Source organism: Leptolyngbya sp. FACHB-261, assembly GCF_014696065.1.
GTDB lineage: Bacteria > Cyanobacteriota > Cyanobacteriia > FACHB-261 > FACHB-261 > FACHB-261.
In genome coordinates, this window is sequence record NZ_JACJPL010000020.1 from 40525 (window position 1) to 54148 (window position 13624).

Below are 13624 nucleotides of genomic sequence, written 5' to 3' on the forward strand. Positions count from 1 at the left end.
TAACGAGAACTGTTGGATTCTCACTAAATAGTGTAGCGAGAAAATCGAGAAGCTCCCATGTCAGCAAGCATAGGATGGGAAGTAAAAAACAATCTCTTCAGTTTTCTGAAGTCTTTGTTAGGCAAGGATCAAGGGTGGAAGGACAGTCTCAGGAGTAATTTTTCTGAACTGTTTAGGCATTGTTTGGATATTGAGAGGCATGCAATCGTTGAAGAGAAAATTCAGCCAGGCCAGAAGGGTAGAGTTTATTTTAGTGGTACTTGGTGGTCTGCTGTGTGTGAACGTGAGGTCACTCTTCTACCAGGTGACCACGTACGGGTGATTGGAATCTGCAACATCACACTCATCGTTGAGCCATTAGGTCAGCTATTGGCTTAGCTGTTGTAGGGCGTCTTTGTTTTGTCGCCACTCCTGACGGACACAAGTAGCTAACCGATTTGATGAGCCCCAAGCTAATTGGGGCTCATCAGCTATTTCAGATGTTTCTTAAGCCTCTCGAAGAACTTGTCAGTGAAGTCAGCTGTGAGGTCTGGTGGCGGCTTCGGGGGCTTCTGTACTGGGAGCAGTATAGCTACTATCCCCAAGGCTGCAATGCCAAGCACAAGAATGATGGGATCCATGTTGATAGATGTGAGGAACACCAACCTTTTAGTCGATTTGCTTCCAGTAGATCTGCTGAATAGAAGACCGACACTTTTGGGAAATTTCAGTAGCATCTACTCACTGAAATTTCCCAGTCGAGTTCTTTAATTGGGAGATTAGCTTACGGACTGAGTTGCACTGATTTCAGAGCCACCACGTTCTACTGCTGTTAATGGCATCGGTTTGGCTATGGTTCGGGCTCAGTTCTAATCTTTGAGCAACACAACTCCATGCTGTTGCCCAAGCGAGAAACAGTACACAGGAAAACCTGAAAAGCAAGTACTTCAATCACTAATTGCCTACTAGTTGCCGAGAAACAATTTACAGTTGCTCAAAGAGAGACCTGTGAAAAGCTTGACTTGCTGGAACTAGGTCTGTAACATTTCTGCTATTCGCTGTTAATAACGGTAATCCTATCAGTTTATCGTTGTTTGACTGACCGTCTCAGATTTAAAGGACAGCCTGACACCGTCAGTGATTGCAAAACCAGCTAGCATTTCGTGAATCCTTGCATTTCTATCTACTCAGGAGTTTTTGAACATGGCAAATATTTTGGCAATTGCAGGTAGTCCTTCTCATCCTTCTAGAACCTATGGGTTGCTGGAATATGCAGCTAAACTACTGCAGGACGAAGGTTTACATATTGATATCGTCTCCGCCCGTGACTTTCCTGCCGAAGATCTAGTGTTCGGACGCTATGACAGCCCAGCATTGGAGCCGGTCAAAGCCCTCCTAGAGAAAGCCGATGGGGTGATCATTGCCACGCCCATTTACAAAGCTGCCTACACAGGTGTTCTCAAAGCATTTTTAGATTTGCTGCCGCAGAAAGTACTATTGGGCAAGACAGTTTTACCCTTGGCGACAGGCGGAACCCTAGCTCATCTGCTGGTGATTGATTATGCGCTGAAACCTGTGCTCTCTGAGCTGGGTGCGCGCCATTTGTTGGGGGGTGTTTATGCTGTGGATAAACAGATCCAGCGACAGGCAGATGGTAGTGTCCAGCTTGATGAAGAAATCGATCAGCGCCTCAAGCATTCCCTGCGCGATCTAGTCATTGGTATAACTCGTGAGCAGCCCGTTTCTAAAGAATTGGCCCATGCCAATTAAGCCGAACCAGAGCTACCAGTAAAGGCTCTGTACCTTAAGGACGTTACAGCTCGGGGGCATGGTAGTACCTTGCCCTCGTTTTTTGTTGCAAAACGGAGTTGACTTACGACATTCAATTATGGCGCATCATTCGACTCAGAAATAATGGCTTCAAAAAGCTGATGCAGCACGACTAGGCCTTCCGACAAACTTGCTAGTTGGTCGTGTGGCAATGCGGTGAGTAAAGCCGCAATTTTATGGAGCGTTGCTTCACGCGACTGCTGCAAATGAGTGCTGCCCATTTCGGTCAAATTGAGCATCACGTGACGGCGTTCTTTGGGATCTTCAACGCGGCTGATGAATCCCCGCTGCACGAGGCGCTCAGTCGTCGTGGAGGCAGTGGCCCGGGTGACACCAATGTGCTCCGCCACCTCAGAGAGGGAAGAGTCAGGGTGGCGCCGTAGGTAGGCCAGCACGCGAAACTGCGGCACAGAGAGCAAGGAAATACTCTGACTGCGCATCTCTGCCCGAATGAATTGCATCGCCGAAGGAATCGCGTCCATTAACTGCGCTGCACATTGTTCAGGTGTCATCGATTCAGCGCGGGACAGCGGTTGGGGAGGGTTTCGATTCTCCAGATTCACGAGCTCACCGAGCCTTTCACGGCGATAACTTCTACTGAGGAGAATGTCTTGAGCCTAGCACCGGCAGGGTTTTAAAGCTCCGGATGCAGGATTTGCCCAGATACAAGATTTGCACTGAGGAGTACCATTCCACTAAAAGTATGACAGGCTAATAGTTAGGTTAGCTAATTATTTCTTGGTGCTACTCCTTCTTGCTGGTCACAGGTATACAACCGTCCCTCCTGTCGTCGTTACCGGCCTCCCTTCTTCAGGACAGGTTGGGTTGGCTCGCGTTGGTCCGGCTCACGTTGGTCCGGCCCGCATTGGTTTGGCTCGCGTTAGCCTCCGTCTGTGTTGCCGCTGGTGGATTAGTGATGGTTTGTAATGAGGCAAAGGCATTAGCCAAGGAGCAATGGTGATGAATCAGTCGAGTGGCAATGGTGACCAGGAGGCGAGTGGTCCTAGGGGGCAGGAAACCGCGTTAAAAAGCAATCAGCCTGTGATTTTAGAAACTCAAGCGTTAACTCGTCACTTCGGCAAGATGACAGCTGTAGATGCCATCGATCTCTCAGTTCATGCAGGAGAGGCGTTTGGCTTACTGGGACCTAACGGCGCAGGCAAAAGTACAGTCATTAAAATGCTGACGACGCTACTGCCACCTAGCGCCGGGCAGGCTCAAATCGCAGGGTTTGACGTTGTGCGTCAGTCGTCACGAGTGCAGCGAGTGATTGGCTACGTACCGCAAGCGCTATCGGCAGATGGCACCCTGACCGGCTATGAGAACTTGCTGATTTTTGCCAAGCTCTATGACTTGCCTAGGCGAGGGCGAGAAGCCAAAATTCGCGATGCCTTGGCCTTTATGGGCTTGACTGAAGCCGCTAACCAACTGGTACGAACCTATTCTGGCGGCATGATCCGCCGTTTAGAAATTGCCCAGTCGGTTTTGCACCATCCACAATTGTTGTTTCTAGACGAGCCAACGGTTGGACTGGACCCACGGGCGCGCAGTAGTGTTTGGCAGTTGGTGCGGCAATTGCAGCAAGATTACGGCACCACCGTATTTCTCACCACCCACTTCATGGAAGAAGCCGATAGCTTGTGCGATCGCGTGGCAATTATGCATCGGGGCAGTGTGGTTGTGACTGGTTCACCCACAGAACTTAAAGCCTCACTCGATAAACCTGACGCCACACTTGATGACGTTTTTATTCACTACACCGGCGACCAACTCACTTCGGGAGGAACCTACCGTGACACTTCGAAACTCAGGCGTACCGCTCAACGGTTGGGATAAGAATAAGACCAGGCACAATCAACTGAGAAACTTAGTTGCAGCGACCACCAATTTGATCCGCAAAACATTGGTGATAACTGAACTGGAAGTTCGCAAAATCCTGCACGATCCAACTGATCTGCTGCTGCGAGCCATTCAGCCTGCGCTGTGGCTATTAATTTTCGGGCAAGTGCTAGGGCGGGTACGGGCAATTCCGACCGGCAATCTGACCTACTTAGAGTTTTTGGCGCCTGGCATCCTAGCGCAGAGTGTGCTGTTTGTTGCCATTTTTAGTGCGATGTCGATCATTTGGGAACGGGATCTGGGCATCGTCCACAAATTTTTAGCCAGCCCAACGCCACGGGTAGCACTGGTTTTGGGGAAGGCTCTATCGGCTGGGATTCGGAGTCTAACCCAGGTGGCGATTGTCTCTATCTTGATTTTGTTATTGGGCGTGAAACTCAATCCTAATCCCTTGGCGCTGCTGGGCGTAGTCTTGATTGTGCTGTTGGGTGCGGCGTGTTTCTCGTTGTTTTCGCTCACCATTGCCTGTCTGGTGAAGACCCGCGAGCGCTTCATGGGTATTGGCCAACTATTAACCATGCCGCTATTTTTTGCCAGCAACGCAATTTATCCCATCTCGCTGATGCCGGGTTGGTTACAAATACTCTCTCGTCTCAATCCACTGACCTATCAAGTCGACGCGCTGCGTGGTCTGATGCTAGTCAATGGCGTTAGCACCCATAGTTTTGGTTTCAATTGTGCGGTTCTCGCTTTCACCACAACGCTTCTAACTCTAATCTGTGCCCGTCTGTATCCCCGCCTCGCGATCTAGCTGGGTCAGAGAACTCCCTAAACCTCTACCAAACTAGGGCGGGAGCCTGTCTGCGCACCAGAAGGCAACTTTAAAGTAAATGCAGTTTGACCCGATGGCGTAGGATCGAGGGTTAGTTCACCGCCATGAGCACGGGCAATTTCTCTAGCGAGACTGAGCCCCAAGCCAGTTCCTTCGATTTTGCGAGTGCGGGCAGGATCGCCACGATGGAAGCGATCAAAAATGCGGTCTCGTTCGCTGGCCGGAATATCTTTGGAGGAATTGCTAATGGTTACGAGTGCAGTCGTTGCTTGCTGCTGAGCCTGGATCCGAATCCAGCCTTCGGCAAGATTGTATTTGATCGCATTACTGAACAAGTTTTGAAGAATTTGGGTGAGCAAATCGCGATCGCCTAGGACTCGAACCTCAGAGGCAATTTCGGTCTGAACCTCTAGGTGCGGTGCCAATAGTTCTATGTCTTCGGTCATTTCGATCAGCATCTCGGACAAGTTGACTTCAACCTTGTGCAAGCTCATTTGCCCGGCATCAGCCAGAGACAGGAGTAAAAGTTTGCGCACAATTCCACCTAGACGCTGCACTTCATCCAGCAAATTTCCTAGACTTTGTTGCACCTCTGAGCCTGAGTCCGCCTGCTGTAAAGTTCGCTCTAGCTCTCCTTGCAAAATCGTGAGCGGTGTCTTGAGTTCGTGAGCGGCATCGGCACTAAAGCGGGAAGCCTGTTTAAAACTGCGCTCCAGGCGTTCTAGCATCTGGTTAAACACCCGGATCAGCTCTACGAATTCAACATCCGTGGCGCTGATTGGCACTCGCTGATCCAAGCCTTTGACGGTCACCTGTCGAATCGCAGAGGCCAACTCGCGAATAGGACGTAGCGCACTGCCTGATAGGCTCCAAGCCCCACCAGCACCCAGAAGCAGCACAACGGGAATTGAAATCAGGAAGATGTTGCGGATGACTGCCATCTCCTGATCAATCGCTTGGAGGCTAATGGCAACCGCCACTTGGGCATGGACGAAACTGACTGCCCCTACGCGCCAAGCACCCGTCGTGGTGTAACGAGTGGCGAATTGAGGCTCAGCAGGGGGACCGCCCGGCCCTCGCTCAGGACGGTCTGGTGCTCTTTCTGGCCGTCGGCGGGACTCGGGCGGCGGGGATGGCAATTGGTCACGTAGCAACGGGGGACGCGGTGGAAATAAAGCCTCCGCATTGAAGTCAGTTGTCCATCGGTCTGATTGATAAAGTGTCTTCCCTTGCGAGCCGATGACCAATAGAGCCGTCGGCGTATCGACACCAGTGCCTAAGCGCTGCGGTAGTGAAGCTTTGTAGGACAACCAACGATCCTGCTCACGGGGGCGAGCTGCTCGCAACAGCTGATTGGTTAAGTTCGCATCCAGGCGGCTGACCTTGGCGTCGTAAATGAGCTTCCAAGAAATCACGCCAAAACCCACGAGGGCACCGCCCGTTAATGCCGCAGACAACAGAGCAATTTGGAAGCGAAATGAATAGCGAAACGAAGGAAGTTTCAAGGGTCAAGACTCTAATTGGCGGAATCGATAGCCAACACCCCGAACACTTTCCAGCCAACCCACGCCAGCAATGGGGTCGATCTTTCTGCGGATCCGCCGGATGCAAACATCCACGACATTGGTATTGGGGTTAAAGTCATAGCCCCAGACATGTTCTAGGATTTGGGTGCGCGTAAAAACTCGTCCCGGTGAGCGCATCAAATATTCCAGGAGATTGAACTCGCGGCTAGTTAGTTCCACAATTTGCTGATTGCAGGTGACTTCTCGGGTGATGCGATCAAGTTTGATTGGTCCGATTGCCAGCAAGTTTTGGCGCTCGCCTGAAGTTCGGCGGATGACTGCGTGTAGGCGAGCCACCAATTCCTCAACAAAAAAAGGTTTGGCAATGTAGTCGTCTGCGCCTAGATTGAGCCCTTCCAAGCGATCATCCAGTTCATTGCGGGCCGTCAACAAAATGACGGGTACATTGCGACCCGCCCGTCGCAAATTCTTGAGAAGCGAAAGTCCATCCTTGCCCGGCACCATGATGTCAAGCACAATCACGTCGTACTCGTTGTCGATGGCTCGGAGATAACCCTCATCACCATTGTCACAGTAGTCAACGACAAAGCCCTGCTCCTTCAATCCTGCTTGGACGAAGTTGGCAATTTTTGCTTCGTCTTCGACAAATAGAACATTCATAAGCTCACCTGCCAATCCATTCTACGTTCAGCAGGTTCAGCGTCTGCTCTAACTAAATGACAAAACTGTCATCTGGCTACCAAGAGAACCGTCATTTGCAGGGAGCTTAATCAGAACTGTAGGTATCTCGACAACCTGCCTACGCAAACATTTTTACTCAGACCTGCCTACCCAGATGTTGATGGTTATGACGATTCACCGCATGTTCGCTTTAGTCGCTCTTCCCTTTCTGGTTGGAGCCTGTAGTTTGATACCCAACAAAGCTATGGCCGATCCATCTAACCAGCTAGCTCAACAACCCGGTGTGCAACAGCCCGGATCACCGGATGGGCAGCCCAATCGAGACCGACCGGGTCAGCCTGGTCAACGCAGAAGACCCCACCGACGCATCGACTTTGCCGCGGCTGCACAGAAACTGGGCGTGACCGAAGCGCAACTGAAAACGGCCTTAGGGGTGCCTGCCAATCCTCCCAGTCCTTCCACCAATCCTCCCAATGCAACCGAGCGGCGTCAGCGTCGCCCTCGCCTGGACATTGAGGGGGCAGCTACAAAACTGGGGGTGACTCAACAGCAATTGCGAGATGCTCTGGGGATTCCGCAGCGTCCCCCCGGAGATCGTCCCGGTCCTAATGCTCGCCCTGCTCAGACATAACCTTTGGGCAAACAAGTTGGGTAAACAAGGCTGACTGAATCTGCTGACTGAAGCTGCGGCTACCCAAAGACTAAACCAAAGCCCGTTGTCACAGTCCTAACACCAACTCACTTTTGAAGCGCTACATATACCCCTCCCAACCTCCCCTTGCCAAGGAGAGGAGCCGCAGGCGGTAGGGGTTTGATGGGTCGCTTTCATTTAGAGAACTGGTATAACACCACAGAGATTGTGTCTGTTAAGCCTGTGTTTTTTGTTTGGATCGTCGCAGCTTCAGAGAGCTCAAAGAACAGCTCAAAGAATAGGGGCTATCTCCTTCTCAAGCGACGTCCTCCCCAGATAGGCATAGCTTGCGAATGACAATTTTGTCATTCAATAATCGGCAAAGCTGTCATGTTAGTCATGCTGAATTAGAGGATGTGGACGCTCTTCTTCAAGTTCGTCATTGCTGTTTATGACTGAGGTGGAAAAATCCATGACTCTTGATTCCCACCAATCTGTCGCCTTTAAGCCTTCGGGTAAAGGCTTGCTAAATCCCACCCTAATTAAATGGTGCATTGGGCTATTTGTGCTGGCTGCCTTAGCGGGGGGTGGCTATCTCGTTCAGCGCCAGATGGCAGTGGCCTCACGCCAAGAAGCTAGACGCCAAATGCAAACCGTGCCGGTTGAGCGAGCGAGTTTACCCATTACGATTACCGCCAATGGCACAGTCCAGGCCGAACAATCAACCAACGTCAGCCCCAAAACCTCGGGGCGTCTGAGGCGTTTGTTGGTCAATGAGGGTGATGAAGTTCAATCCGGTCAGATTTTGGCCTACATGGATGATTCCAACCTGCAAGGGCAACTGATCCAATCTAAGGGGCAATTGGCTTCGGCCCAAGCTAATTTGCAGAAGGTGATTGCGGGCAATCGTCCTGAAGAGATTGCGCAATCTCGGTCCCGCTTACGCAGTGCCGAGGCCAGTTTAAATCAGGCGCAATTCGACTTTCAACGCAATCAGCAACTCTATCAAGAGGGAGCGGTTTCGGCTCAGGCGCTGGATACTGCCCGCACCGCTCGGGATAACGCCCAAGCAGCAGTAGACGAACAGCAACAAGCTCTCCGGTTGACTCAAGTAGGCAGCCGACCCGAAGACATTAGTCAGGCGCGGGCTCAAGTCACTGAGGCTCAGGGCAGCCTCCGGACGGTGCAAACGCAAATCGCAGACACCGTTATTCGTGCCCCATTTATTGGCATTGTCACCAGCAAGTATGCGTCTCCAGGTGATTTCGTTACGCCCACTACCTCAGGCAGCTCTGTGTCTTCGGCAACCTCTTCTTCGGTTTTGTCGTTGGCTTCCAATTATCAAGTAATCGCTAATGTTGCCGAAACCGACATTGGCAAAATTAAAATCGGACAACTCGTTAATATTCAAGCGGATGCCTACTCAGGCCAAGCCTTTAAAGGAAAAGTTGCTCAAATTGCCGCGCAAGCAACGGTCGAAACTAATGTAACTAGCTTTAAAGTTAGGGTTGATTTTGCGGATCCGCAAAAGTTGCTCCGTCCTGGCATGAATGTCAATGCGCAGTTCGATGTTGGCAAGTTGAATAATGCTTTGGTGATTCCAACCGTTGCGATTGTCCGTCAGCAAAATGGCACAGGCGTGCTGGTAATGACTGAAGCGGGCAGACCCCGATTTAGACCGGTTGAAACTGGGGTTACAGTCGGCAATCAAACCGAAGTGCGTTCTGGCTTGACCGGCAACGAGCAAGTTTTAGTCAGTGCGCCCCGGCAGCCGTCCCAGTCCCGGTCTGGCGGTCCATCGCTCTTGCCCGGCTTTGGTGGCGGTCCTAGTGGTTCGGGTGGCGGTCGCCGTGGCGGTCCCGGAGGTGCACCCTAGATGAAGTCCTCCCGTAGCCGTTCTAAGTCGTCAGCAAAGCGGGCATCAGCAAAACGGGCATCGGCGCAACGCATGCTGAAGACACCGCCTCTGCGGGTCCGCTCGGTGTCAATGCTCGAAATCCTATCGATGGCCATCGAGGCTTTGTGGAGCAACAAACTCCGCACCATGCTGACCATGCTGGGCATCGTTATCGGCATTACCGCAGTCATTGCGATCACGTCTATTGGCCAGGGTGTGCAAAAGTCTACTGAACAGCAGTTACAGGGGCTAGGGTCCGACATCATACAGGTTTTTGCTGGGGCCGCAAGGACTGGCAACGTCAGACAGGGCAGTGGCTCTGCCTCAACCTTGACTTGGGAAGATGCTAAGGCAATCCAGGCTCAGGTTTTAGCCGCTGACAAAGTTTCTGCCTATCTGCAACAGACTGCTCAGGTAACTTACGAACAGCAAAACACTTCAACCACGATTGTTGGCACTGATCTCAACTATCCAGCCGTGAGAAATGTCCAGACTCAAGAGGGGCGCTTTTTCAATCAGGAGGAGCTCGATGCGGCAAGACCTGTTGCTGTTTTGGGGCCAACCGTCCGCGATGAGTTGCTGGGAACTGGCAGCAGCGCTTTGGGCACCCAGGTTCGCATCCAGGGCCAAAGTTATGAAGTGATCGGCGTGACCACAGCTAAGGGAGCCCAGGGTCCAATCAACACCGATGAGCAGATTTATATTCCTCTCACCAATATGTCTGCAAGGCTGGTGGGAAATAATGCTCTATCCGGCATTGCGGTCAGAGGCATTTATGTGAAAGCCAAGAGTCAGGACCAGTTGAATGCAGCTGAGTTTCAAATCACCAACTTACTGCGAGTTCGCCACAATATTTATCCACCCCAAGCGGATGATTTCAGACTCACTAACCAAGCTGATATCCTCAGTGCCCTGAGCAATATCATTGGTATGTTTACGGTGATGGTCGTGGCCATCGCTGGCATTTCTCTGGTGGTCGGCGGCATTGGCATTGCCAATATTATGCTGGTCTCAGTGGTTGAGAGAACGCGAGAAATTGGTATTCGTAAAGCGCTCGGAGCGACCAGTTCTGCTGTCTTAAGTCAATTTTTGGCTGAGGCTATCGTGGTTTCTACCCTCGGCGGTGGTCTGGGCATCGGCCTAGGCATTGCCATTGCCTGGACCGCTTCGACGCTGCTCAAATTCCCGTTTGTGCTGTCTGTCTGGTCGATCATCGTCGGCTTCGGCTTATCATCCATCGTCGGTCTGCTGGCTGGTGTGATTCCAGCTCGCAACGCTGCCCAACTTGACCCCATTGCTGCCTTAAGGAGTGAGTGAGATGGCACCTATGATTCAGATGGAGGCAATTAGAAAAAACTACCACCTTGGCGAACTGGAGGTTCCAGTCCTCAAGGGCATTAATTTGTCGATTGAAACGGGCGAATACGTTGCGATTATGGGCGCTTCCGGCTCGGGAAAGTCTACGCTGATGAACATCATTGGCTGTTTAGATCGCCTCAGCTCAGGTTGCTATTTTCTAGAGGGTCGGAACTTAAACCAAATGACCAATGATGAACTGGCTTACATTCGAAACCAGCGCATTGGTTTTGTGTTTCAGCAGTTCAATTTATTGTCCCGCTCTACAGCACTAGAGAACGTCATGCTGCCAATGGTCTATGCCAATGTTCCTAAGCCAAAACGACGCAAACGGGCAATTGAAGCGTTAAGCAGAGTTGGCTTAGCCGATCGCTTACAGAATCGTCCTAGCCAACTCTCGGGCGGTCAACAGCAGCGGGTCGCGATTGCCCGTGCTCTTGTCAATCGCCCTGCGTTGGTTCTGGCTGATGAGCCGACGGGTGCTTTGGATACCAGAACGTCTGGTGAGGTAATGGAGTTGCTGACGGATCTCAATGAGCAGGGCATCACGATTGTCATCGTTACCCACGACCCAGATGTTGCGGCTCAAACTCATCGTACTATTCATGTCAAAGATGGCCTGGTCCTGAACAATTCTGTGGCGCAGCTCTAATACCAATTCTCTAAACTGAGAGCTACAAATTAAAACCTTACCGCCTACGGCTCCTCCCCTGGGCAAGGAGAAGCTCGGAGGGGGCAATGTGCAAGGCCTATTCATCTGGCCTCGGGGTTTTGCACGGCTCGGAGCAGGCTCGGCGAGAGGCTATAGAGCGAGACGGTTGGCCCACCGCTTTGGGGATAGACAGTGACTTTGCGGACCAGGTCCTGAGCTTCAAGGACCAGCAGCAAGGGCTGGATGTCTTGGGCTTCTAGACTGCTGTCGCGGCTAAGTAGGGCGAGGCTGACACGGGACTGAGCACCATTGGGTTCAATGTAGTTAGCAATGGTGAGCAGGATTAGCTTGAGTGGGGCGGGCAGTTTGAGTCGGCGCGCGGTGTAGTCCCACAGGGCAAGGCGAGGGTTGGGGCTCATGATTGGAGTTGAAGGATTTTTGAGGGTTGACAGGTAGTTGTACCCATCGCAAACAACGTTGTTGAGGGTAAAAGTGTCGTCGTTGTGGTTTGACCCTCGTTGATGAGGGTATAACCAACGTCGTTGTGAGCCTGACCTAAGTTGACGAGGGTAAAAGTGTCGTCTTCAAGGGTTTGACCCTCGTCGTCGTGGGTAAAAGTGTCGTCGTTGCGGGTTTGACCCTGGTTGACGAGGGTTGAAAGGTAGTTGTACCCATTGAAAGGTCCATGAGTGGGCAACCTGGGGGATAGCGTGCTTGGCGTCGCGCAGTTGGACCTGTCGCTGTCGTCAACTGAGACGGCGGACGATGGGGTTCCAGAGAGCGAGTCGAAGCGTGAGGCTCATGAGTTTGAGCTTGAGGGTAGAAGGATCGGTTCGATGAGCGTAGGAGGCTAAACGGTGCAGCTTTTAGACCCTAGGGCTCGTAAATGGGCCGAGACGGAGCATTGATGGGGTCAAGCAGTCCGTTGATGGAGTGTTTGGGTCCGTTGATCGAGTCTGGAGGTCGATTAATGGGGTCAGCGAGTCCGTTAACGGGGTAAATGAGTCGGTCGATGGAGCAAATGGGGCCGTTGATGGAGCGAAACGGTTGGTTGATGGAGTGAATAGGTCCGTTAATGGACCCATTCACTCCATTAACGGAGTCAACGAGTCGATTAACGGGGTCTTTGGGTCCATTGATTCGGTTTGGACGGTGGATTTACGGATGGCATTGATCAATGACGTCCTGCATGCGAGGCATCAATGGGTTCCTTGGGGGTAGCGCAGCTTGCGTTGCGCAGTTGGGCTTGTCTCTGCCGCCAGAGGTGCCGCCAATAGCGCAACACGTCTTCGGGGTAGGAGTAGCGCTGGATTTCGGTTTTGATCACTTCGCCAATCCAGTCGAGCAGATGCAGGTCATTGCAGGCTTGAATGGTGAGAGCGCAAGCCAAAAGCCACTGGTTGAACTTGCGGTAGCTGAGAAACTGGCCACCCCGATCAGCACGATGGACGAACAACACATGTAGCCAGTGTTCGATGCGGCAAATGAGCGATTCGGGAATGCCTAGAAACCGCGCGACTTGAGCGAGAGAGATGCAAAGCTGCGGCTGCAACACCTGAGTCAGGTGCATGGGGAGAACTCCAAAAATTTGAGGGCATAGAAGCCTTTGACCCTATTTAGGGTCGAGAAAGGCAGGTGCTAAACTGCCCCCTAGCCGCCAGGTCGCTGCATGCAACCTGGCGGTTAGTTCCCCAGAGTTTGAGTAAGACCCTGGGGGACGCCTAGGGATCCAGTCGCTTAGTTAGGAACACTATCAGGGCTGGAAATCAGAGTCAAGGGGGTAGCCCAAAAAATATTCTTGTATTACAACAAACATGAATTTTTTTGTATCCTACGCACTTAGGAATGTGCCAAAGGATTTTGTCTACATAACAAAAGAAACCTACTGTTATTGCAATTTTCAGGATAAAAAGTACCCTGCCAGGGTACTTTTAGGCTTGCCTGGATTCATTTAGAGTGAGAAGCAGGTGTGCATTCATTTAAAGTGAAGAGCACGAGAAGAAACGACCTTCACATTCACTCTGCTAGGTGAACGATGAAAGCGTCGACAACCTATGTTCGGGCTCCGCCAGATGGCATTTACAGCTTTGATCTTGTAGCAACCCCACCCGAGGATATCTCGGCACAAGTTATTTCGCCTATCCAAGTGAGAACTAATCGTCTTTAAAGAAGAAGGTATGAAAGGCATTCGAGTCCATGTTTCTCTCAGCTTCAAAGAGTTTCTCTTGAATCAAGATTCTCCTTACGTGGAAGCTCAAGCGAGCTGAGTAAAGCCGCAGTTGTAACTCTTTAGCTTGATTAGAAACATGCATGCGCCCGCGCTTAAACCTTTTATTGAAGTGCTTTGGAGTTCCGAACCTTGGAGACACTCTTACAAGCCTTGGCCATCGTACTTCCATAA

Annotated in this window: 16 protein-coding genes; 10 read left to right on the top strand and 6 right to left on the bottom strand. The window is 51.5% G+C overall.

Features of this window, described 5'->3' with window-relative positions:
- The first annotated feature begins 57 nt into the window (after positions 1-57).
- On the top strand, positions 58-378 hold the full coding sequence (locus H6F94_RS33560) for an NfeD family protein (RefSeq protein ID WP_190802544.1): 321 nt from the start codon (positions 58-60) through the stop codon (positions 376-378).
- A gap of 92 nt (positions 379-470) precedes the next feature.
- Here H6F94_RS33560 and H6F94_RS12330 read toward each other — a convergent pair whose 3' ends face one another.
- Positions 471-620, bottom strand: a complete 150-nt coding sequence (locus tag H6F94_RS12330; RefSeq protein ID WP_190802545.1) for a hypothetical protein — start codon at positions 618-620, stop codon at positions 471-473.
- 562 nt (positions 621-1182) lie between these two features.
- Here H6F94_RS12330 and ssuE point away from each other — a divergent pair.
- Complete coding sequence (ssuE, locus tag H6F94_RS12335; RefSeq protein ID WP_190802546.1) at positions 1183-1749, top strand: NADPH-dependent FMN reductase; 567 nt, start codon at positions 1183-1185, stop codon at positions 1747-1749.
- Positions 1750-1865: 116 nt separating this feature from the next.
- Here ssuE and H6F94_RS12340 read toward each other — a convergent pair whose 3' ends face one another.
- The gene (locus H6F94_RS12340; protein WP_190802547.1) at positions 1866-2321 is read right to left on the bottom strand and encodes a MarR family winged helix-turn-helix transcriptional regulator; all 456 of its coding nucleotides are present in this window, start codon (positions 2319-2321) and stop codon (positions 1866-1868) included.
- A 448-nt stretch (positions 2322-2769) separates the two neighbouring features.
- On the opposite strand from H6F94_RS12340, the gene H6F94_RS12345 reads away from it, so the two are divergent.
- Together H6F94_RS12345 and H6F94_RS12350 are read left to right on the top strand one after the other, a co-directional pair.
- Positions 2770-3645 (top strand): ATP-binding cassette domain-containing protein, encoded by an 876-nt coding sequence (locus H6F94_RS12345; RefSeq protein WP_190802548.1) that lies wholly within the window; start codon positions 2770-2772, stop codon positions 3643-3645.
- Positions 3602-4459, top strand: coding sequence for an ABC transporter permease (locus H6F94_RS12350; RefSeq protein ID WP_313949279.1), 858 nt, complete (start codon positions 3602-3604; stop codon positions 4457-4459). The genes H6F94_RS12345 and H6F94_RS12350 overlap by 44 nt, the downstream gene beginning before the upstream one ends.
- Positions 4460-4476: 17 nt before the next feature.
- Here H6F94_RS12350 and H6F94_RS12355 read toward each other — a convergent pair whose 3' ends face one another.
- Both H6F94_RS12355 and H6F94_RS12360 read right to left on the bottom strand, forming a co-directional pair.
- The gene (locus H6F94_RS12355) at positions 4477-5985 is read right to left on the bottom strand and encodes an ATP-binding protein (protein WP_190802550.1); all 1509 of its coding nucleotides are present in this window, start codon (positions 5983-5985) and stop codon (positions 4477-4479) included.
- 3 nt (positions 5986-5988) lie between these two features.
- On the bottom strand, positions 5989-6666 hold the full coding sequence (locus H6F94_RS12360) for a response regulator transcription factor (protein WP_190802551.1): 678 nt from the start codon (positions 6664-6666) through the stop codon (positions 5989-5991).
- A gap of 187 nt (positions 6667-6853) precedes the next feature.
- Between H6F94_RS12360 and H6F94_RS12365 the strand changes: the two genes are divergently transcribed.
- From H6F94_RS12365 to H6F94_RS12380, 4 genes are all read left to right on the top strand, one after another.
- On the top strand, positions 6854-7318 hold the full coding sequence (locus H6F94_RS12365) for a hypothetical protein (protein WP_190802552.1): 465 nt from the start codon (positions 6854-6856) through the stop codon (positions 7316-7318).
- 472 nt (positions 7319-7790) lie between these two features.
- Positions 7791-9194, top strand: coding sequence for an efflux RND transporter periplasmic adaptor subunit (locus tag H6F94_RS12370; protein WP_199320376.1), 1404 nt, complete (start codon positions 7791-7793; stop codon positions 9192-9194).
- Entirely contained in the window at positions 9195-10532 is a 1338-nt protein-coding gene (locus tag H6F94_RS12375) for an ABC transporter permease (RefSeq protein ID WP_242041153.1), read from the top strand. It abuts the gene before it with no gap.
- A gap of 1 nt (position 10533) precedes the next feature.
- A complete protein-coding gene (locus H6F94_RS12380) occupies positions 10534-11223 on the top strand; it encodes an ABC transporter ATP-binding protein (RefSeq protein ID WP_277878058.1) in 690 nt (229 codons plus the stop codon).
- Between the two features lie 101 nt (positions 11224-11324).
- On the opposite strand, the gene H6F94_RS12385 is transcribed toward H6F94_RS12380, so the two are convergent.
- A complete protein-coding gene (locus H6F94_RS12385) occupies positions 11325-11642 on the bottom strand; it encodes a hypothetical protein (protein ID WP_190802554.1) in 318 nt (105 codons plus the stop codon).
- A 270-nt stretch (positions 11643-11912) separates the two neighbouring features.
- Between H6F94_RS12385 and H6F94_RS12390 the strand changes: the two genes are divergently transcribed.
- A complete protein-coding gene (locus H6F94_RS12390; RefSeq protein WP_190802555.1) occupies positions 11913-12077 on the top strand; it encodes a hypothetical protein in 165 nt (54 codons plus the stop codon).
- A gap of 320 nt (positions 12078-12397) precedes the next feature.
- On the opposite strand, the gene H6F94_RS12395 is transcribed toward H6F94_RS12390, so the two are convergent.
- Positions 12398-12793 carry a hypothetical protein gene (locus H6F94_RS12395; RefSeq protein ID WP_190802556.1) on the bottom strand — a complete coding sequence of 132 codons (396 nt, stop codon included), beginning with the start codon at positions 12791-12793 and terminating at the stop codon, positions 12398-12400.
- Between the two features lie 465 nt (positions 12794-13258).
- On the opposite strand from H6F94_RS12395, the gene H6F94_RS32945 reads away from it, so the two are divergent.
- Complete coding sequence (locus H6F94_RS32945) at positions 13259-13390, top strand: hypothetical protein (protein WP_277878059.1); 132 nt, start codon at positions 13259-13261, stop codon at positions 13388-13390.
- The last annotated feature ends 234 nt before the right edge of the window (positions 13391-13624 follow it).